Source organism: Actinomyces sp. HMSC08A09 (assembly GCF_001807465.1).
In the GTDB taxonomy this organism is placed as follows: Bacteria; Actinomycetota; Actinomycetes; order Actinomycetales; family Actinomycetaceae; genus Actinomyces; species Actinomyces oris.
The window spans coordinates 16,877-35,798 of record NZ_KV789151.1 but is presented as its reverse complement, the minus strand read 5'-3'; the positions used below and the strand labels follow the sequence as shown (position 1 = coordinate 35,798).

Annotated in this window: 17 protein-coding genes and 1 tRNA gene; 12 read left to right on the top strand and 6 right to left on the bottom strand. The window is 69.0% G+C overall.

What is annotated here, in order from left to right; all coding sequences use genetic code 11:
* Positions 1 to 10: 10 nt before the first annotated feature.
* From HMPREF3165_RS10975 to HMPREF3165_RS10955, 5 genes are all read left to right on the top strand, one after another.
* On the top strand, positions 11 to 868 hold the full coding sequence (locus HMPREF3165_RS10975) for a PTS system mannose/fructose/sorbose family transporter subunit IID (RefSeq protein ID WP_009407764.1): 858 nt from the start codon (positions 11 to 13) through the stop codon (positions 866 to 868).
* Between the two features lie 224 nt (positions 869 to 1,092).
* A complete protein-coding gene (locus HMPREF3165_RS10970; RefSeq protein ID WP_070513466.1) occupies positions 1,093 to 1,875 on the top strand; it encodes an HAD-IIB family hydrolase in 783 nt (260 codons plus the stop codon).
* Positions 1,868 to 2,467: a hypothetical protein gene (locus HMPREF3165_RS10965; protein ID WP_070513464.1), complete on the top strand. Its 600-nt coding sequence runs from the start codon at positions 1,868 to 1,870 to the stop codon at positions 2,465 to 2,467. Before HMPREF3165_RS10970 ends, HMPREF3165_RS10965 begins: the two co-directional genes overlap by 8 nt.
* A gap of 82 nt (positions 2,468 to 2,549) precedes the next feature.
* The gene (locus HMPREF3165_RS10960; RefSeq protein WP_070513461.1) at positions 2,550 to 3,428 is read left to right on the top strand and encodes an HAD family hydrolase; all 879 of its coding nucleotides are present in this window, start codon (positions 2,550 to 2,552) and stop codon (positions 3,426 to 3,428) included.
* 169 nt (positions 3,429 to 3,597) lie between these two features.
* A complete protein-coding gene (locus tag HMPREF3165_RS10955) occupies positions 3,598 to 4,401 on the top strand; it encodes an HAD family hydrolase (RefSeq protein WP_256275287.1) in 804 nt (267 codons plus the stop codon).
* Between the two features lie 177 nt (positions 4,402 to 4,578).
* Here HMPREF3165_RS10955 and HMPREF3165_RS10950 read toward each other — a convergent pair whose 3' ends face one another.
* Together HMPREF3165_RS10950 and HMPREF3165_RS10945 are read right to left on the bottom strand one after the other, a co-directional pair.
* Complete coding sequence (locus HMPREF3165_RS10950) at positions 4,579 to 5,025, bottom strand: GNAT family N-acetyltransferase (protein ID WP_070513455.1); 447 nt, start codon at positions 5,023 to 5,025, stop codon at positions 4,579 to 4,581.
* Positions 5,026 to 5,398: 373 nt separating this feature from the next.
* Positions 5,399 to 6,742: a serpin family protein gene (locus tag HMPREF3165_RS10945; RefSeq protein WP_070513452.1), complete on the bottom strand. Its 1,344-nt coding sequence runs from the start codon at positions 6,740 to 6,742 to the stop codon at positions 5,399 to 5,401.
* A 322-nt stretch (positions 6,743 to 7,064) separates the two neighbouring features.
* On the opposite strand from HMPREF3165_RS10945, the gene HMPREF3165_RS10940 reads away from it, so the two are divergent.
* Complete coding sequence (locus tag HMPREF3165_RS10940) at positions 7,065 to 8,429, top strand: PAS domain-containing protein (RefSeq protein WP_009407808.1); 1,365 nt, start codon at positions 7,065 to 7,067, stop codon at positions 8,427 to 8,429.
* A gap of 8 nt (positions 8,430 to 8,437) precedes the next feature.
* Here the strand turns inward: HMPREF3165_RS10940 and HMPREF3165_RS10935 are convergent, their stop codons facing one another.
* The 3 genes from HMPREF3165_RS10935 to HMPREF3165_RS10925 form a co-directional block, all read right to left on the bottom strand.
* Positions 8,438 to 9,664 carry a methyltransferase domain-containing protein gene (locus HMPREF3165_RS10935; RefSeq protein WP_070513449.1) on the bottom strand — a complete coding sequence of 409 codons (1,227 nt, stop codon included), beginning with the start codon at positions 9,662 to 9,664 and terminating at the stop codon, positions 8,438 to 8,440.
* Between the two features lie 87 nt (positions 9,665 to 9,751).
* Positions 9,752 to 9,827: transfer RNA gene (locus tag HMPREF3165_RS10930), tRNA-Thr, on the bottom strand.
* Between the two features lie 164 nt (positions 9,828 to 9,991).
* Positions 9,992 to 10,921, bottom strand: coding sequence for a DsbA family protein (locus HMPREF3165_RS10925; RefSeq protein ID WP_070513446.1), 930 nt, complete (start codon positions 10,919 to 10,921; stop codon positions 9,992 to 9,994).
* 255 nt (positions 10,922 to 11,176) lie between these two features.
* Between HMPREF3165_RS10925 and HMPREF3165_RS10920 the strand changes: the two genes are divergently transcribed.
* The gene (locus HMPREF3165_RS10920; protein WP_083303302.1) at positions 11,177 to 11,617 is read left to right on the top strand and encodes a hypothetical protein; all 441 of its coding nucleotides are present in this window, start codon (positions 11,177 to 11,179) and stop codon (positions 11,615 to 11,617) included.
* Positions 11,618 to 12,063: 446 nt separating this feature from the next.
* Entirely contained in the window at positions 12,064 to 12,462 is a 399-nt protein-coding gene (locus HMPREF3165_RS10915) for a hypothetical protein (protein ID WP_256275285.1), read from the top strand.
* 96 nt (positions 12,463 to 12,558) lie between these two features.
* Here HMPREF3165_RS10915 and HMPREF3165_RS10910 read toward each other — a convergent pair whose 3' ends face one another.
* Positions 12,559 to 14,610, bottom strand: coding sequence for a serine/threonine protein kinase (locus HMPREF3165_RS10910; RefSeq protein WP_070513440.1), 2,052 nt, complete (start codon positions 14,608 to 14,610; stop codon positions 12,559 to 12,561).
* Positions 14,611 to 14,964: 354 nt separating this feature from the next.
* Between HMPREF3165_RS10910 and HMPREF3165_RS10905 the strand changes: the two genes are divergently transcribed.
* The 4 genes from HMPREF3165_RS10905 (at position 14,965) to HMPREF3165_RS10890 (ending at position 18,735) form a co-directional block, all read left to right on the top strand.
* A complete protein-coding gene (locus HMPREF3165_RS10905) occupies positions 14,965 to 16,092 on the top strand; it encodes an ABC transporter ATP-binding protein (protein ID WP_003788927.1) in 1,128 nt (375 codons plus the stop codon).
* 181 nt (positions 16,093 to 16,273) lie between these two features.
* Positions 16,274 to 17,647, top strand: a complete 1,374-nt coding sequence (locus HMPREF3165_RS10900; protein WP_070513438.1) for a DUF4032 domain-containing protein — start codon at positions 16,274 to 16,276, stop codon at positions 17,645 to 17,647.
* Positions 17,648 to 17,759: 112 nt separating this feature from the next.
* Complete coding sequence (locus tag HMPREF3165_RS10895; RefSeq protein WP_070513435.1) at positions 17,760 to 18,239, top strand: hypothetical protein; 480 nt, start codon at positions 17,760 to 17,762, stop codon at positions 18,237 to 18,239.
* A 40-nt stretch (positions 18,240 to 18,279) separates the two neighbouring features.
* Positions 18,280 to 18,735: a hypothetical protein gene (locus tag HMPREF3165_RS10890; RefSeq protein ID WP_070513433.1), complete on the top strand. Its 456-nt coding sequence runs from the start codon at positions 18,280 to 18,282 to the stop codon at positions 18,733 to 18,735.
* Positions 18,736 to 18,922 lie beyond the last annotated feature (187 nt).

Genomic DNA, 18,922 nt, shown 5'->3' with positions numbered 1-18,922 from the left:
GAAGACTCTCATGACTACTGAAACCGCTCCGGCCACCTCGGAGAAGATGCTCACCACTCGTGACCTGCGCCGGATGTACTGGCGCTCCACCTTCCTGCTCGGCTCCTTCAACTTCGAGCGCATGCAGGCCATGGGCTTCTGCTACACGCTCATGCCCGCCATCCGGAAGTTCTACCGCGACGACAAGAGCGCCCAGGCCGCCGCTCTCAAGCGGCACCTGGAGTTCTACAACACCCATCCCTGGGTCTCCTCGGTCGTCTTCGGCGTCACCGCCGCCATGGAGGAGCAGAAGGCAAAGGGCGAGGAGATCTCCGAGGAGACCATCACCTCGGTCAAGGTCGGCCTCATGGGGCCGCTGGCCGGCGTCGGCGACCCCATCTTCTGGGGGACCGCTCGCCCCGTCCTGGCGGCGCTGGGCGCCTCCCTGGCCCTCAACGGCTCGATCGTGGGCCCGCTGCTGTTCTTCGTCGGCATCAACCTCCTGCGCGTGCTCACCCGCTGGTACGGCCTGAAGTTCGGCTACGAGCGCGGGACCGAGATGGTCACCGAGGTCGGCGGTGGGCAGCTCAAGAAGATCACCCAGATGGCCGCCATCATGGGTCTGTTCGTCATGGGCGCCCTGGTCTCCAAGTGGACCACCATCAAGTTCCCGACCGTGGTCTCCAAGGTCGCCGACCCCGACACCCAGATCGTCAAGGTGACGACCGTCCAGAGCATCCTCGACCAGCTGCTGCCCGGCCTGGCGGCGTTGGGCCTGACCTTCCTGTGCATGTGGCTGCTCAATAAGAAGGTCAACGCCCTGTGGATCATCCTGGGCATGTTCGCCTTCGGCATCCTGGGGCGCTGGACCGGCTTCCTGGGAGTCTGACGACGGCATCCGCATCCCGTCTCTGAGCGGGGAGGGGGCGTAGGACTTGCTTCCAGCCCCCTCCCCGTTCCGTGTGTTCGGTAGAATGCGCGGGGCCGGCGCCAGTTCTCCCGGCGCGCCATCAGTGCTCCACCGGGGCCGTCCGACGCCTCCTCCCGGCTCTCCTCCTCCCGCCCCGCTCCGACGTCGTCCCCGTCCTCCGCCCCCTCAAGCAAGGAACCCGCGTGACCCGACTCCTCGTCACCGACCTGGACGCCACCATCGTCTTCGACCGCTCCGTCTCACCCGCCGACCGTGAGGCCATGGCCCGCTGGCGGGCCGCCGGCAACCTCCTGGCCGTGGACACCGGCAAGTCCTCCTTCGCCACCCGCGACGTCCTGGCGCCCCTGGGCGTCGACTTCGACTACGGCGTCGTCTTCACCGGGGCGGTCCTCATCGACGGTGGCTACCAGGTCCTCTCGGCCCGCTACCTGCCCGACGGCGTCGCCCGCGACGTGGCGACCCGCACCGTTGACCTGCCGGGGGTGACCACCTACGCCACCACCATCGAGACCGACTACATCCTGGCTGACAACAACGAGGAGATCTCCTCCATCCTCGCGGTCTTCGAGCACCTGAGCCTGGAGGAGATGGACGCCCACCGCTTCATCGGCGTGCCCCTGCGCGTCACCGACGACGCCCTGCGCGAGCGCCTCCAGCACGACCTCACCGGGCGCTGGGAGGGCGTCCTGGACTGCCACCGCAACCAGGAGTTCCTCGACCTCGTGCCCGCCGGCGCCACCAAGGGCGCGGGCCTGCGCGCCCTCCTGGACGGGCCCCTGGTGGGGCAGGACATCGAGGTCTGGACCATCGGCGACTCCTGGAACGACCTGGACATGCACGCCGTCGCCGACCACGCCGTTGCCCTGCCCTGGTCCCCGCCGGAGGTGACGGCCGCGTGCGAGACCACCGTGGGCTCCATGGCCGAGCTCATCACCACGATCCTGGAAGGCGACCGGCATGAGTGAGAACAGCAAGACCGATGGTGTGCGGACCCTGGGCACCCGGGTGCGCGACTGGTTCAACGGCGGGGATCCCGACGGGCGCGCCAAGCTGCGCGCCTGGGCCACTGGGGAGGACGGCCGCTGGCGCGGCTACACCCACTCCATGGGCAAGTACGTCACCTGGCTCATGGTCATCGCCTGCATCCTCTACCCCTTCACGCGGGGCATCGGCTCGATCCTGGCCCTGCTCGTGGCCATCTTCCTCATGGGCGGACGCGCCATGATCGAGCGGCAGGTGCGTCGCGACGTCTCCGACCTGGAGGAGGCCAAGCGCCAGTGGGGGCTCACCCGCAACCCCGAGTACCTGCGGTTCATGACCCTGCGCGCCGAGGGGCTGCTCGAGGACAACAAGATCCTCACCCCCGACTCGCGCAGCCTCCTGCAGGGCTACGCCCAGTGGGCCCACGAGCGCCTGGAGCGCGAGGACAAGAAGCAGGCCAAGAAGGCCCGCAAGGCCGAGAAGAAGGCCCGCCGGGAGGGAACGGGTCACGAGTCCGACGAGTCCGCTGACGCTGCGGCGAAGAATGAGGAGAATAAGGCTGCTGACGGCTCCTAGCGATCCTGGACGGCTCGCGGGTCGCCCGCAGGCCGCTCTGAGGCGGCTGGAGACCGGCAGGACCGGAACGGAAAGGACTCCCATGCCACGCAGGCTCATCTCCACCGACCTGGACGGCACCATCGTCTTCAACGGGACGATCTCGCTGCGTGACCGCGAGGCCATGGCCCGGTGGCGGGCGGCCGGCAACCTCCTGGTCATCAACACCGGCCGGTCGGTCTCGGCGCTGGAGCACGTCGTGGTGCCCATGGGCCTGGAGTTCGACAACGCCATCCTCTACACGGGGGCCGCCATCGTGGATGAGGACATCCGGGTGCAGTGCTCCACGGCGCTGCCGGCCGGCGTCGTCGAGGACATTCTCGACTTCGTCGAAGGGGCGCCGGGTGTCACCGTCTTCACCACCGGGCTGGACGAGGACCTGCTCATCTACGACACGATCGGCTCCGGCTCCGAGCTGCTGACGCTGTTCCGGCCGGCCACCCGGCGCGAGCTGGACGGGCGCGAGGTCATCGGGGTGCCGATGCGCTTCACCGACCCGGAGATGGCCGCGCGCACCGAGACCTACCTGCACCGGCGCTGGGAGGGGCAGGCGGTGGGCTTCCGCAACCAGGACTTCATCGACGTCGTGCCCGCCTCGGCCTCCAAGGGGGAGGGCCTCAGGCGGCTGGTGGCGCGCCTGGCCGAGCCGCCCGCCGGGGAGACGGACGGGGCTGCCGGAGAGGGTGCGTCCGGGGAGGCGCCGGTCGGCAGCTCGGCGGGGTTCGACGTCGGTCCGTGGACGGCGGAGCCGGTGGAGACCTGGTCCATCGGGGACTCCTGGAACGACATCTCCATGCACGCCGCCGCCGACCACTCCTACGCCCTGCCCTGGTCGCCGCCGGAGGTAGTGGCCCAGTGCGACGGCACGGTCTCCAGCCTCGCCGACCTCATCGACTCCCTCATGGGGCGACCGACGCTCTAGGGTCCACACACTTCGACAGAAACTTCAGAATCGACGCGGCTCCGGGTCTTTTTTGAAGATTCGGTCGAAGTGTTGCGGCGTTGCGGCGTTGATGCGCCGGTGGGCTGGGGTGTCGCGGCGCGCGGCGGGCATAGGGCGGAAGCGGGGAGTGCGGGCTATGCTCGCCGGCATGCGTCTGCTCGCCACGGATCTCGACGGCACCCTCGTCTTCCACCACGTCGTCAGGCAGGCCGACGCCAAGGCTCTCGTGCGCTGGCGGGCCGCCGGCAATCTCCTCGTGCTGGCCACGGGGCGCTCGGTGCGGCTGGTGCAGCACGCCGTCGAGGTGGCCCGGGCCTCGACATCCATCGGCCTGGACTACGACTACGCCGTCTGCGCCACGGGCACGACCGTCATCGACGCGGCCGGTCAGGTGCACCGCACCCGGACGCTTGAGGCCGACCAGGTGCGGGCGGTCGTGCGGGCGATCGGCGATGTCACCCAGGCCCCCGTCTCGGTGTTCGCCTCAACCCTCGAGCGCGACTACGTGCTGGACGACCCGATCGGTCTGTCCACCGACCAGCGCACGCCGCCGGACCGCTTCACCGTGGCGCCCCTGTCGCAGGTTGCGGGCCTGGGAGTGACCTCCATGCCGCTGCACATCCCCGACGTTCGGACCGCCGCGGCGCTGGCCAGCGGCCTGGAGGAGACGGTGGACGGCATCAGCTGCACCCGCTCGACCGGCTTCGTGGACGTCACGGCCGCAGGCGAGTCCAAGGGGATGGGCCTGGGCCGGCTCGCCGAGCTGCTGGCCGACCAGGGCATGGAGGTCAGTGAGGTGGCCGCCGTGGGCGACTCCTGGAATGACATCTCGATGTTCGAGCAGGCCGACATCCCCTGCGCGATGGCCGGTGCCCCGGGCGAGGTCGTCGAGGCCGCCGGCGGGCGCACCACCCCGAGCGTGGCCGCCTTCATCGAGGCCCTCCTGGCCTGAAGGCGCGTGGAGGCTGGGCCCGCGTGCCGTCGGTGCCTCTCGCCCGGCTGCTGAGCACCGACTGGCTCAGCGCGCCTACACACTTCGACCGAATCTTCAGAATCGACGCGGCTCCGGGTCGATTCTGAAGATTCGGTCGAAGTGATGGCGGTAGGAAGGGGCCCGTGGGGGCGCCGCTCAGGCCTGGGCGTAGCGGTAGACGTTGGTCTCCCGCAGCTCGAAGCCGGCGCGGCGGTAGAGGCGGTTGGCGGCCTCGCGCGTGGGGCGGGAGGTGAGGTCCACCGTGCGCGCGCCCAGCTTCCCGGCGTGCTCGACGGCGGCCTCCACGAGGGCCTGCCCGGCACCCTGGCCGCGGGCCTCACCGTCGACGACGACGTCCTCCACCCAGGCGCGCAGGCCCGTGGGGATCGTGAAGGTCGCCAGGGTGAGCATGCCCAGGATCGGGGCGTTCTGCCCGGCCTCGGCCTCGGGCCGGAAGACGAAGAGGAAGACCCCCTCCTGAGCGATGAGGGCCTCGCACTGCTCGGCGGTCAGCGCCGGGGCGCTGCGGGAGAGTTGTGGGATGAGGCGCTCCATGGCCTCGACGATCTCCGGGCTGGAGGTGGTGACGAGCTCAACGGTCATGAGGAGTTCTCCTGCTGGTTGAAAAGAGGCGGCGGGCCGAGACGGGCTGGTCCCGCGACGGCTTCCTGTCAGCCCTGGAGCCTACCGCCTGGGAGCGCTCCGAGCGCCGAGATGCCCCACCGACCGGAAGAATCCGGTGGAGAGACTCGGCCGGTGAGGTGGGATGCCTGGGCTCGTGGGGTGGCTCGGCCGGGGGAGCCTGAGCGACAGGGCAAGGGCTGGCGGGGTGGAGTTCCCTGACCGATAGGGCACCTCGGCTGTTGGAATGGTTGGGCTGGGGCGTCTGGGCTCGTGGAGAGTCTCGGCCGACGGGCCACCTTGGTTTGCGGAGCCAAGGTCCGAGGGCGCCCCGGCCGGCCGCCGGCGGGCCCGGTCAGGCCGAGCCGCTGATCTCCTTGACGGTGGGATCCATGATGGCGGCTTCGAGCAGAGCGGTGCCGCTGGTCAGGTCCCGCAGTCGCAGCACGTAGGGGTGGTCCACCGTGAACTCGACTGGCTTGGTCTGCTCCGCCGGCGCCGCCATCGCCGCTGCCTGGCCCTCGCTCAAAGCGGCCGCGACGGTGCCTTCCTCATCCAGGATGAGGCGTATCTGCTGGACCACCTGAGTCAGTGCCAGCTCGGGCGCGATCTTGTCCAGGCCCTCGGGCTTGAGCCCCTGCTCCTTGAGGAAGTCGAGGAGCTCCTTGGGCTCGGAGGTGAGGTCCAGCTTGGGCAGGGCCAGCTCCACCTCTCGGGGGCGCACCTTGTCCAGAGCCGTGGACGCCTCCGCCCATGTCCCGGCATCCATGGCACTCGGCAGGGTTCCGGCGTCGGGCAGGACGACGTCGAGAGCGAGGTCGGAGTCCCTCCCGTCCTGCCCGCCGGCGTAGGCCAGGCGCACTGCCGCCCAGCCCTTCCCCGTGGTGTGAGGGATGGAGCGCGTGTCGTGCATGAGGTCGGCCTTGACGGTCTTGCCCCCGGCGAGCGTGAAGTTCCTCTGCGAGGTGCTCCCGGCCTCGAAGGGGGATTCCCACTGGGCAGCGAAGAGCAGCGCGTTCTGCACCACCAGGCGGGTGTCCTGGGTGACATCGATGCCGCTTTCCGGGATGAGGCCGGCCGTGTTGCGTGAGGCCCAGGCATCGAGGTTCTCCTTCATGGAGCTCACGCCGACCTGCTCGATCTCAGTGGAGAACCAGCGCAGCACCGCATCGAGGTAGGTCTGCTTGACCTTGAACGTCTTGTCGTCGGAGATGAGGACGTGGTTGGCCAGGTGAACGAGCGGCTTGTCGGGGGCCTTGTCCGGGTCGAAGCCCTTGAGGTCACTGTCGTAGCGGTTCAGGGAGTTCTGGATGGCCGACCAGACCCGGTCGCGGTCCTCACCCGAGAGCCCCAGGAGCGCGTCATAGCCCTGGGCCGCGGCGTCCGTGGCGCCGTCGGCCAGGATCGCCAGGACGAAGGCGAGACTGAGAGGGGAGGCCATCGCCGTCGCGGCCGAGTCCTCCTTGAGGTAGTGGGTCAGGAGCTTGCTCCCGAGCTGGTCGCAGGCGGTGGCGGCCTTGGTCACCTGGGAGGCGACGTCGGAGAGACTGACCTTCTCGTGGGTGACCTTGGAGGTCAGCTGCGTGCCTGAGGCCAGGGAGCAGCCGCCCAGCAGCACCACTGCTGCGGGAACCAGGGCGCCCAGTGCCAGCACCTGACGGCGGGCCAAGCCACAGTGGTCGGAGGCGGACAGGCTCATCAAGGGATTACTCGGGGTCATGGCGTCAGGTTAGGGAGCCCGCCCGGCCCTGTCAGCGCCTTGGTGAACTCCCACCATGGGGAATCATCCCCGGGCCGGTGGCGGCTGGGCCCGCTGCAGCCTGCGCCCGCGACCACTCGATCGGCAGAAAACGGCCCCATCACGCCGTGACCACGGTGACTCGCCCTCCTGCCGGGAACGGCCGCCTCGACGGCCGGTCAAGAGTAGGCTTCCGACCAAGGTCCCACAACGCCCCGCAGGCCCCACAGCTCCGACGCCGCGCGCCTGCGCCGCCCCAGGAAGGTCACTAGGAAGGTCACTCATGGTCGAGTCCGCCGCTCACGTCGAGCACGTCTTCGCCGCCGACGAGCTCTTCTTCTCCACCACGGACTCCCACGGACGCATCCGCCGCGCCAACTCCACCTTCATGCGCCTGTCCGGCTACCCGCGCGGCGCCCTGGTGGGGCGGGCCCACAACGTGGTGCGGCACGCCGACATGCCCGCCGGCCTGTTCCGCTCCATCTGGGACGCCATCGAGGAGGGCCGGGCCGCCAGCGCCTACATCACCAACCGCTCCTCCGACGACGGCCACTACCGCGTCTTCGCCACGATCGTGCCCTCCGGCTCCGGCTACCTGTCCGTGCGCACCCTGCCGATGCTCACCGACTTGCGTGACGACATCGAGGCCGCCTACGCCCGGGTCCGCGACGTCGAGGAGGCCTCCGCCGCGGCCGGCTCCACCCGCCGGGAGGTGGCCGCCGCCGGGCAGGCCGCTCTTCAGGCCGAGCTGCAGGCCCTGGGCTACGCCGACGCGATCGACTTCACCCGCAGGGTGCTGGTCGCCGAGGTCGGTGAGCTGCTGGCCCACGGCGTCGGTATCCCCGACAGCCCGCAGACCGAGGGCCCCGTGGCCCGCATCCTGGGGGCCATGGGCCGGATCGAGGCCGAGACCGCCGGGCTGGTCGGCATCCTCCAGGAGGGTCAGCGGCTCGCCGACCTCCTGGGCGAGAGGGCCGGCGAGATCGAGGCCCTCTCGACCCGCCTGGGCACCCTGCGCGAGGCCATGCGCGCCGTCGGCACCGACGTCGAGGTCCTGGGCCACGGAGAGCAGGCCGACGACGTCGCCGCGCGCTGCCAGCAGGTCGACGCCCTGGTCCTGGAGTGCTCCGAGCAGCTCCACCCGCTGAGCAGCCAGATCGAGGCGCTGCGCGGCGACCTGGACTCGGTGAGCTTCCGCATCGCCCTGGCCCGCCTGCACAACCTGGCCGCCGGGCTCTTCGCCCTGCAGATCCTCCAGGGCCAGGACGAGGTTGACGCCAACGACGCCGTCGGCAGCCTCACCGAGCTGTGCTCGGCGCTGAGCGACGGCGCCGACAACCTCACCCAGCGCGTCGGCCTGCTCGACGCGCGCCGCGAGCTGGTGGGTGGTGAGCTGGATGTTGTGGCCGAGGACCTCGGCGTCATCCAGGGCCCGATCCTGGAGGTTCTCGAGGCGGCCGCGGCCGCCGGCGCCGGGCAGGCCGACTCCGTGACCACCGCCCGCACCTTGGCCGAGCAGGGCTTCGGCGAGGCCCGGGACCTGGCGGACCTGGCCGTACGCCTGCGCGACCTCGAGGTCCCCTTCGAGGCCGAGGCCATCAACAGCGCCCTGGCCGACGTGCGCGCCGCCCTGGCCGAGCTCGGCTAGCCGCGGGCTCAGTCCCGTACCAGCTCCACGAGCACCTCGGCGTGCTCGGTGTGCGGGAACATGTCGAACAGGCGCGAGCGCACCACCCGCATGGAGGGCAGGTGCGCCAGGTCCGTCGCCAGCGTGCGCGGGTTGCAGGAGGAGTAGAGCACCCGCTCCACGCCGGAGGCCTCGATCCGGGTGGCCAGTTGCTCCCCGATCCCGCGCCGGGGTGGGTTGACCACGAGCAGGTCCGGGCGCTGCACCCCGCCGGCGCGGTCCCCGGCGGCCGGGTCCAGGACGCGGGCGTCGCCGGCCTCGAAGCGCACCAGGGTCGGGTCCAGGCTCATGAGGTCGGCGGCCGCGCGCGCCCCGTCAATGGCCGGCGCCGAGACCTCCACCCCCAGCACCTGCCGGTCGGGCGCCGCCAGGGCCAGGGCGAAGCCGCCGACGCCGCAGAACAGGTCCCACACCCGGGCCGGCTCGGCCTCCTGGGCCCAGTCGCGGGCGGTGGCGTAGAGCGCCTCGGCCACGGCCGTGTTGGTCTGGAAGAAGGAACGGGTGGGTAGGTAGAGGGGCAGCTCGACGCTCTCGGCGCGCCGGCCTGCCCGGCTGCCGAGCCCCGGTGACGGCAGGCTCAGGCGCATGAGGAGGCGGTCCTCCTCGGTCAGGACGATCTCCTCGGGTCCCTCGATGACGGCCTGGTGGACGCTCTGGATGTTGACGGCGGCCACCGCCAGTTGGGGCAGGCGCCGACGCAGATCCGGCACGGCGGCGCGCAGCCGCTCCTGGTATCGGCGGGAGCGCAGGACGAAGCGCACCATGAGGTCGTCGTCGGGCGAGGCGGTCACGAGGATGTACTTGAGTTCGCCGCGGCGCGTGGGCACGTCGTAGGGGCGAAGGCCCAGCTCGGTGACGAGGTCGGCCAGCACTGGCAGGGCCGCCTCGATGGCGGGCACGTGCAGCGGGCAGGTGCGCAGGTCGACGCCGCATCCGGCGCCATCGAGGATCCCCAGCGTGGGGTGGGCAGCGGTCCCGGCCACCGCCATCTTCGCCTTGTTGCGGAAGCCGGTGGGGGCGCTTGCCGCCGGTGCCTGCCACAGCTCGGCCGGGACGTGCTCGGCCAGGAGGGCGGCGACGCGGGATTGCTTGGCGGCCAGCTGGTCGGGCATCGGCAGGGACAGGTGGGGGCAGGAGCGGCAGGTGCCGGCGTCGTGGAGGACGCAGGACGCCGCGTCTGCTGCGGTCACCGACATGTCCCCTCCCGGTGGTGCGCTCGTGGCCGGCCGTGGGGTGGGGCCGTGACAGGAGTGGCCGGGCCCCGGACGGCTGCGGGCGATGAATGGAGCCGCTTGTCGGACTCGAACCGACGACCTGCTGTTTACAAGACAGCTGCTCTACCAACTGAGCTAAAGCGGCGCGCGGCCGGCCAGGCGGCCGCAGGTGCGTGGGACAGTCTGACACAGACCGCCCCACGGCGGGAAACCGTGGGAGGCGGCGCTGCGCCCGTCGCCGCCCGGGCATGTGGGTGCCGGGAGGGGCCTGTGCAGGGCCGCCGCCCCGGGCGGTGCGACGGGCCCCGGTCAGCCCTGCTGAGTCGGCTGCGGGCTGGGCTGCTGAGAGGCCTGCTGGCTGGGCTGCGCCGTCGGGGTGGCGGCGGCGACGAGCTCGGTCAGAGAGGTCGGAGTCTGAAGCTTGTTCAGGTCGACCTTCTCTCCCTTGAAGAAGACGGTGGGGGTTCCCTCCAGCTCCCGGGCCTTGAAGGCCTCATCGCCGAGCTTGACCCACTTGCCGTACTTGTCGGAGTCGACGGCCGCCTTGAACTTGCCGGAGACGTCCTTGGGGACGTTCACCTTGGTGGCGGCAGCGACCAGGCCCTCCACCGTCATGTTGCTCTGGTTCTTGGTCTGAATGACCTGGGAGAAGATCTCAAAGGCGGCGTTGTGGAAGCTCAGGGACTGGGCCGGGGCCTCATCGAGCACCACGCCCATCGCGTTCATGACGACGCTGGTCCACTCCTGCTCGAGGAGCTTGCAGGGGTGGAGGGCCAGGGTGATCTTCTTCTCGCTCAGGAGCTGGTTGATCTCCTGGGTGTGGAGGCCCTCGAACTGGGCGCAGTGAGAGCAGGAGTAGTCGAAGTAGATGTCCAGGACGGGGGCCGAGGCGGCGACGGTGTCGAGGGCGGGTCCCTCACCGTAGGTCCAGGAGGCATCGGAGAGGACCTGCTTGGGGATACCACTCTGGTTCGCCTTCGCGGTGGCCAGGCCCTCGCTCGGTGCGGGGAACTTCGACGACGACTTGTTGTCCTTGGTGCCGTTCTTGGCCTCGACGCCGCGGTAGACGAGGTAGCCGAGTCCGCCGGTCACTCCCAGGCCCGCGACCCCGATGAAGCTGCGGCGGGCGATCATGTTGCGGCGCTCGCGGCGGGCTGAGGCCTCGCGCAGCTCCTTGGCCTTGAGGCGCGCGGCCTCACGGCGCTGGGCCTTGGTCTGGCGGGGCTGGTTACTGGACACGCGGTGCTCCTTGTGATGCGGTGACGAGCGGACGACCAGGAAGACGAATAGTCAACGAGTGATGGCTGTCGTGACGACATTCTGCCCGAGGATCCTGGAGGAAACCACGCCTGGTGTCTGCCGGTGGCGGATTGTGACGCATCGGTCGTCGTTGTCCCGGCGCGTGCAGTCGGGGTCGGGCAGAATCGGGGGAATCGGACCGAGCGGTCCGGGAGTGACCGGGTGGAGGGGATTGTGACCATGATGGATGGGCCTATGGGCGGTCAGATGGAGGAGCAGATGGTCCTGCTCCAGAACATGTCGACTGAGTGGGGCCGTTGGATGCAGTCCGTGGGTGCCCAGGAGGTCGTGGTGGAGGTCGAAGGGGTGGGGACGCGCGCCGCGGTGACGAGCCGGGTGCTCAGGCCCCGCGGCATTCTGCGCCGCGCCCAGTGGGCCGAGAACGAGATGCCCGTTGAGCTGGTCCGTGAGGCCGTGCGCCTGCGGGCGCTCATGGCCCACCCCCGTGGTGGAACCTGGACCTGGGCGGCACTGTCCATGAAGAGCAGCGAGGGATACAAGCTCATCTCCGACTTCGACTACGACCGCGAGCCGGTCCTCGACCCGCCCTACACGGCGGAGGACTGCGCCAAGGAGCTGGAGGTCTTCCCCCGTGACCCCGGTGCGATCCCCGACTGGATGAAGATCGGGGTCTGAAGGTAGAAGAACCGGCTCGGGGGGTGCAGCGGGAGCAAAGGGCGCGCGACTGCATCAAGACGTGCCGCAGCAAGAGTGCGGGAGAGTGAGTTGACGTCAAGTACTCAGAGAGATCGGGGAAACCCTGTCGTCGCGAAGTGCGAGGCATTGTTGCGTGACTGGCTGACTGAGGGTAACGGTGCTGATGAGCCGAGTTCCGGTAGGGTCGGCCGCTCTGGTGATGAGTGAGCGGGGAAAATTGCGTGAGTGAGATGCAAGAGCCTGAGGTTGTGGCGTCCTCGGGTGGTTACTACACGATGCAGGAGTCGGCGCCGGAGGTCGATCCCTCCAGACGATCCGTGTCGGGCCCAGTGGCGGGCTACGGTGCCTTCCCTGCGCCTGGGACTCCGGGTGTGCCGGCCCCTGGGGTGGCGCCTGCGCCGATGATGGCTCCGGCGCCTGTGAAGGTGCCTGCTCCCTCTGGTGCTGAGGCGTGGAGTGCAGGGCTGTTCGGGCTGCTGGCGCCTCTGCCGATCCTCGACGTGCTGTTCGCCATGGTGGCGATGATCGTGGTCGGCCTGTGGAACAAGAAGGACCTGCGGGAACCGGCCCGGACGAATCGCCGCCTGGCGGCGAGCTGGGGACTGACACTGCTGCTGGTGGAGCTGGCTCTGGTGGCGATCCAGATCGCCCTGGTCTCCATCGCGCACAGTTTCTATGAATCGCTGCCTTTCATCCCGTGGGGCACCCCGATCATCATGGCGCTGGTCATGGTCGGGGTCCACGTGCTGGTGTGCACCGTCCAAATGATTCGGGCCTACCGCGGCAAGACCCTCCGCTTCGGAGGCTTCCCCTTCTTCTGTTGACCAGGCCCGCACGGGCCAGCATTGAGCCCAGCGCACCGCGGGCCCCGGAGGCGGAAGTCGCCGGGCAGCCATGGCGCTCGCCACCGAAGCGGCATATCAGGTCCCGTAAGGGCTCATCCTCGGAATCGGCATCAGCCCAGCGAAGGACAGAATCAATATCACGGCCCCAATACCCAACATGGCCATGACCAGGTTCCTTCGGGCATTGTCGCTGGGGGCGACGGAATTGAGGATATGTGCGCCACCGCGTCGCGTCGCCGCACCCCATGGCGCCAGCCACAGGATGAGAAGGTCCAGGGCTACCCCCAAGAGGAAGATGGTGTAGAAACGAACAGGTAGCGGGATCGATCCAAAAGTCTCGGATTTTTCCTGCCCCAGATCCGATGAGAAAATAGCCATGAGGAAGAGGAACGCAGTCCCCGAGGCCAGAAGAAAAGCGAAGCCAACAGAGATCGCCGAACGCACCAGGTACCACGGGGTCATGGCCCACATGCGGGAGTCGTCCGACGGCGAGGTGCCGCCCCTCTGAAGCCGGTTCCAACGCCGAGCGTCCTGGGCCCGGCCTACAGCGCCGGCCACCACCGTCAGAATCGCCGCGATGATCGCCATCCAAACCGGTCTGAAGATCCCGGCCGCGGACAGCATGAACCACAGGGCCAGCATCGCTATCGGGTGACGCACCGGCTCCTGCGCCCACTGGGGCAGCTCCCCCGGACGTCTGGGAGTGTTGCCGCGGCTGATCTGTGCCCCCCGGGCGCCGGCTGCCATCGGTCCCGCCATTGCTCCCACCGAAGGTGCAGCCGTCGGACCGGCGACGGCCTGGGAGTAACCGGGCTGATACGCCGTCGGATGCTGACCCGAATAGGGGAACATCGGCACCTGCCCCGACGGCGCCGGCCGCGGGTACGCCCCCGAGGCGGCCGCAGGTGCAGGAGCGCCCACGCCGTACTGCATCGACTGCGCCCCCCGTGAGGACATCGCCGAACTGTTCTGGTACCACTGGCGAGGTGGGATGGCCGGTGGGGGCTGGGTGGAAGCGCCGGACGCGGCCGACGGCGCCGAGTACCCGTACCCTCCCTCCGCGCCGGAGGGCGCGGAGACGGGACTGCCGTAAGCGGCCGGGGAGGCCGAGGTCGCGCTGCGAGCATCCCGAGGCGACCCCGAGGTCGAGCCGTAACCCGGGATAAAGGTACTGGTGTTCCGCTCCAGCTCGCTGAACTCCGGCTCCTCGTCCTCGGGTCCCAGGAGCCGGTCGACCGCCTCCTGCCCGGTCCCGCCCTCGGCGATCTCGTCGAGCACCTCGAGCAGGCCGTCCGGGGTCAGGCGGTTCTCCGCCTCAGGGGCGAGTGCCGCCGTGAAGGCCCGCGCCAGCGCCGGGCACTCCTCCTCCAGGTTCCCCAGCTCCGGGGTGCCCGCGTAGACGCGCCGGAAGACCACCTGCCAGGCGCCCGAACCGAAGGGTGCCAGACCGGTGACGGTGAACAGGAGCACGCCCGCGCAGGCGTACCAGTCGACGTCGGCATTCGGCTCCCCGCCGTCGAGCATCTCCGGGGGAATGAACCCCGGCGTACCCGTGACCTGGCCGGTCTGCGTGAGGCGGACGTCGTCGGCCACCTGGGCGATGCCGAAGTCGATGAGAACCGGCCCCTGCGCGCCGAGCATGACGTTGGAGGGCTTGAGGTCGCGGTGGATGACGCCGGCGGCGTGCACCGCGCGCAGCGAGTCGACCAGTCCGTGGGCCAGGTCGGCCAGGTCACGGGCGTCAGTGGTCAGGTCGTAGACGCCCTCGTGCTCCACCTCGTGCTGCAGGGTGGGGCCCTCGATGAGCTCGGTGATGACGAAGGTGATGCCCTGGGAGCCGTCCCCGGTCTCGATGTCCAGGATGCGCGCCACGCGCGTGTCCCTCACCCGGGCCAGGACGCTGGCCTCCCGGTCCAGGCGGCGCCGTGCCGTGGGGTCCGCGGCGATCTGCGGGTGGAGGATCTTCATGGCCACATGGCGCCCACCCTCATCGGTGGCCTCCCACACCACGCCCATACCGCCGGCGCCCAGGCGACGCAGAAGCCGGTATCCCCCCACTGAGGTACCGGCGCGCAGTTTGCTCAGGGTGACCGGCTCGCCCGGGTGCGCGTCGAAGTTCTGCGTCATGGCCCCCACAGTACCGGCCCGGATTCGCTCGTGGGCGCCCCGAACCTGTGGGGCTCTTCGCCCGACTGTGGGCCATGTCGCGGGAGTAAAGCCAGTGGTGGAGCCGGATTGCCGGTATCGGGTCGGGCGGATTCCGACGGCGGGGATGGGGAGGTCTCCACCGTCCGTCATCGCCGTCGAGGACCGGGCTGACTGATTGCTGAGAATCTCTGGTCAAAGCGGGAAACCTGTGTCAAGATGAGCCCGTCCGCGGTCGAACGGCTGATCGCGGCACGTGTCAATGCGGACACGCATCGGCACCTTTCACGACGGATCGTCCGGCACGTACCTGCCGGTGAAGGGATAGCACCACTCATGGCAACTGTGACTTTCGAGAACGCCACACGTATCTACCCGGGCAATGACCGCCCCAGCGTTGACGCTCTCAACCTCGAGATCGCCGATGGCGAGTTCCTCGTACTCGTTGGCCCCTCCGGCTGCGGTAAGTCCACCTCCCTGCGCATGCTTGCGGGCCTGGAGGACGTCAACGCCGGTCGTATCCTCATCGGTGACCGCGACGTCACCGACGTTCAGCCCAAGGACCGTGACATCGCCATGGTCTTCCAGAACTACGCGCTCTACCCGCACATGACCGTGCACGACAACATGGGCTTCGCCCTCAAGATCGCCGGCACCCCCAAGGCCGAGATCGACAAGCGCGTGCGCGAGGCCGCCAAGATCCTCGGTCTGACCGAGTACCTGGACCGCAAGCCCAAGGCCCTCTCCGGTGGTCAGCGTCAGCGTGTGGCCATGGGCCGCGCCATCGTGCGTAAGCCCAAGGTCTTCCTCATGGACGAGCCGCTGTCCAACCTGGACGCCAAGCTCCGTGTGCAGACCCGCACCCAGATCGCCTCGCTCCAGCGTTCGCTGGGCGTCACCACGGTCTACGTCACCCACGACCAGACCGAGGCCCTCACCATGGGCGACCGCATCGCGGTCCTCAAGGACGGCGTGCTCCAGCAGGTCGGCACCCCGCGCGAGATGTACGACCACCCCGCCAACGATTTCGTTGCCGGCTTCATCGGCTCGCCGGCCATGAACCTGGGGCAGTTCACGGTCAAGGGGGACGTCGCCACCGTCGGCGCCGCCAAGATCCAGCTGTCCAAGGCGACCCTGGACGCCATCACCCCCGAGGACGGCGGCAAGGTGACCATCGGGTTCCGCCCCGAGTCGCTCGACGTCGTCTCCGCCCAGGACGAGCACTCCATCCCGGTGCGCCTGTCCTTCGTGGAGGAGCTGGGCTCCGACGCCTACATCTACGGTGAGCTCGTCGGCGCCGAGGAGTCCGAGGCCAAGCTCGGCTCCGGTGAGGACTCCAGCCAGATCATCGTGCGCGTGCCTCCGCGTACCGCCCCCGAGCCGGGTGAGACCGTCTACGTGCGGATCCGCCCCGGTCAGGAGCACATCTTCTCCGCCTCCACCGGCAAGCGCCTGCCCGCCTGAGGATGCTGAGCACGACGGCGCCGTTCCCCTTCCTTGGGGGCGGCGCCGTCGCCGCACTCACCGCGGGGGCCGGTGGCCCACACGTCCGGCGGGGAGGTTCAGCGGCCGGCACTGTCAGAAGTGTGGTCGGCGGCTCATGTCTTGGAAAGCAAATTGGGTTCTGGCCTGAAAGAATGACCCCATGTCCCAGTCCATGAAGATCACGGCGGCGACCATTGATCCGGCGCTGCTCGACCTCCCCTGGGAGACGCCGTTGGAGGAGTGGCCCACCGAGGTCCTCGCCGCGCTGCCCCGTGGTCTGTCCCGCCACATCGTGCGTTTCGTCAACCTCTCCGAGCGCGTCATCGCGGTCAAGGAGATCGGCGAGTCCGTGGCCCACCGCGAGTACGAGCTCCTGCGCGACCTGCTGCGCCTGGGGGCGCCCTGCGTGCATCCGACGGCGGTTATCACCGGCCGCAGCAGCGTCACCGGTGAGGAGCTCAACTCGGTGCTCGTCACTGAGCACCTGTCCTACTCCCTGCCCTACCGGGCGCTGTTCAGCCAGTACATGCGGCCCGAGACCGCCACCCGACTCATCGACGCCCTCGCCGTGCTGCTGGTGCGCCTGCACCTGCTGGGCTTCTACTGGGGGGACGTGTCCCTGTCCAACACGCTCTTCCGCCGCGACGCCGGGGCTTTCGCCGCCTACCTGGTGGACGCCGAGACCGGGGAGCTCTACCCCGAGGGGCTCACGGACGGAAAGCGCCTCTACGACATCGACGTGGCCCGCACCAACATCATCGGCGAGCTCATGGACCTCCAGGCCGGCGCCCTGCTGGAGCCGACCGTGGACACCATTGAGGTGGGGGACCGGATCGTCAGCCGCTACACCGAGCTGTGGGACGTGCTCACCGCCAAGGAGTCCTTCTCCATGGATGAGCGCTGGCGCCTGCGCCGCCGGGTCGAGAAGCTCAACGAGATGGGCTACGACGTCGCCGAGCTCGCCATGAACACCGACTCCGACGGCAACCACATCACCATTCAGCCCAAGGTTGTCGACGCCGGCCACTACCACCGCCAGGTGATGCGACTGACCGGCCTGGACGTCCAGGAGCGTCAGGGTCAGCGCATGCTCAACGACCTGGAGGCCTACCGGGCCATCACCGGCCGCAGCGAGGACCCGATTGAGCTGGTGGCCCACTCCTGGCTGGCGGAGGTCTTCGAGCCCACCATTCACTCCGTTCCCGTCGAGATGCGCCGCAAGTTGGAGCCCGCGGAGATCTTCCACGAGATCCTCGAGCACCGCTGGTACATGTCCGAGGCCCAGGACCGCTACGTCACCACCCAGGAGGCGGTGGAGGACTATGTGGCCACGGTGCTGCCCCAGCACCGCGACGAGCGGGCCTACCTGGGGGTCGGCGACACCCAGGAGATGGAGGCGATCGTCGTCGACGACACCGATGAGCCGATGCCCGAGGACGACGCCGAGTTCGCCGCCCGCGACGAGCAGACCCTGGCCGACTACGCCGCCAACCCCTTTGGCTTCACCGCCGGTATGAAGTTCAAGGGGGAGTAGGGCGCGCCCAGCAGGCCGGCTAGTGCGTCGTCGTTCGCGCCCGGTAACGCCCGGCCGGTTGATAGTCTGGCCTCACATCAGTTGAGGCGATGAGAAGGGCCGTGACGGGGATATGAGCCAGGACGTGCCCGCATTCCAGGCCCTGCCCGGGGCCACGCCGGACAACAGCGCCTTCATCGACCTGTACTTCGACCCGTCCATCAAGGGATACCCCAGAAGGTCGAGGGTGTCGCTCGTCATCAATGGTTACCAGCTGTGGCTGGGCTTCGGTCAGTCCGTCGCGTTGGCGGTTCCGGCCGGGCCGGTGTCGATTGTTGTGCAGCAGATCAACCAGCTCCTCTACAGTTCGACGGCACGGCTTGACTTTTCTGTGCATGTCGGTCAGAGGGTGCCGGTGTTCTATCGGGCTTCCCATTTCGAGCGCAACCCTGGATCACTGACGTTCCAGAGGTTCGAGGGGCTCTCGCCCTCCGAGCGGAACGATCTCAACTCCATGAAGATCATGTTCGCCGTCATTCTCGGCTCGATGGCCGTGTTCGCCATTTTCATGGGGCTGGTGTTCTGGTTTCTCAACAGCCTGGGCGCGTCCTAGCTGGCGTTGCGTATCGAGTGAAGACTGAGGGAGAGCTGGGATGAGTGCGTACAGTCAAGGTTTTCAGGCCCTGCCCGGGGCCACGCCACAGAACAGCGCGTTCATCGACCTGTACTTCGACCCGTCCGTCTCACTGCCGGGCAAGAGCACCGTGTCCATCACGATCAACGGCTGGTCGATGCGCCTTTCCGCGGGCCAGTTCGTGAGGATTGCGGTGCCGCCGGGGCCGGTGACAGTCGTCTCCTACCACTTCGCGGCCTTCCTCAGTCCCAAGCCGCGTCTTGAGTTCGTCGTGCAGCCCGGCCAGGTGGTCCCGGTGTTCTACCGCGCCTCGATCCTTCGTGGCGACCCAGGGGCGCTGAGCATAGGAAAGCACCGCGGCATGTCCCGAACCGAGAAGGGGTCGCTGATCTTCGTGCTGCTGGTGCTGTTGCATATTCTCGTCGCCGGCGTGGTGCCGTTGCTGATTATCTTGAGCCGGGGGATGCCTGAGTAGTTAGTCGGCGCGCCTGCGGCCTACGGGCGGGGCTTACGGGTGGGGACATCCTGCGCGTCCGGGTGCATTCCGCCCCGGAGGGGGACACCTCACGCGTCCGGGGACAGGAATCCTGTCCCCGACGGCGTCGAAGGTCCCCGGCCGTAGAGAAATGTCCCCGACGGCGTCGAAGGTCCCCGCGGGCTCC

Bases quoted from the DNA above. Each gene is read 5' to 3' on its own strand.
- HMPREF3165_RS10900 (WP_070513438.1), top strand. From the start codon at position 16,274: ATGTCCCAGTCCATGAAGATCACGGCGGCGACCATTGATCCGGCGCTG.
- HMPREF3165_RS10935 (WP_070513449.1), bottom strand. From the start codon at position 9,664: ATGTCGGTGACCGCAGCAGACGCGGCGTCCTGCGTCCTCCACGACGCC.
- HMPREF3165_RS10945 (WP_070513452.1), bottom strand. From the start codon at position 6,742: ATGAGCCTGTCCGCCTCCGACCACTGTGGCTTGGCCCGCCGTCAGGTG.
- HMPREF3165_RS10920 (WP_083303302.1), top strand. From the start codon at position 11,177: ATGGGCGGTCAGATGGAGGAGCAGATGGTCCTGCTCCAGAACATGTCG.
- HMPREF3165_RS10895 (WP_070513435.1), top strand. From the start codon at position 17,760: ATGAGCCAGGACGTGCCCGCATTCCAGGCCCTGCCCGGGGCCACGCCG.
- HMPREF3165_RS10910 (WP_070513440.1), bottom strand. From the start codon at position 14,610: ATGACGCAGAACTTCGACGCGCACCCGGGCGAGCCGGTCACCCTGAGC.
- HMPREF3165_RS10905 (WP_003788927.1), top strand. From the start codon at position 14,965: ATGGCAACTGTGACTTTCGAGAACGCCACACGTATCTACCCGGGCAAT.
- HMPREF3165_RS10955 (WP_256275287.1), top strand. From the start codon at position 3,598: ATGCGTCTGCTCGCCACGGATCTCGACGGCACCCTCGTCTTCCACCAC.
- HMPREF3165_RS10950 (WP_070513455.1), bottom strand. From the start codon at position 5,025: ATGACCGTTGAGCTCGTCACCACCTCCAGCCCGGAGATCGTCGAGGCC.
- HMPREF3165_RS10975 (WP_009407764.1), top strand. From the start codon at position 11: ATGACTACTGAAACCGCTCCGGCCACCTCGGAGAAGATGCTCACCACT.
- HMPREF3165_RS10890 (WP_070513433.1), top strand. From the start codon at position 18,280: ATGAGTGCGTACAGTCAAGGTTTTCAGGCCCTGCCCGGGGCCACGCCA.
- HMPREF3165_RS10965 (WP_070513464.1), top strand. From the start codon at position 1,868: ATGAGTGAGAACAGCAAGACCGATGGTGTGCGGACCCTGGGCACCCGG.
- HMPREF3165_RS10940 (WP_009407808.1), top strand. From the start codon at position 7,065: ATGGTCGAGTCCGCCGCTCACGTCGAGCACGTCTTCGCCGCCGACGAG.
- HMPREF3165_RS10960 (WP_070513461.1), top strand. From the start codon at position 2,550: ATGCCACGCAGGCTCATCTCCACCGACCTGGACGGCACCATCGTCTTC.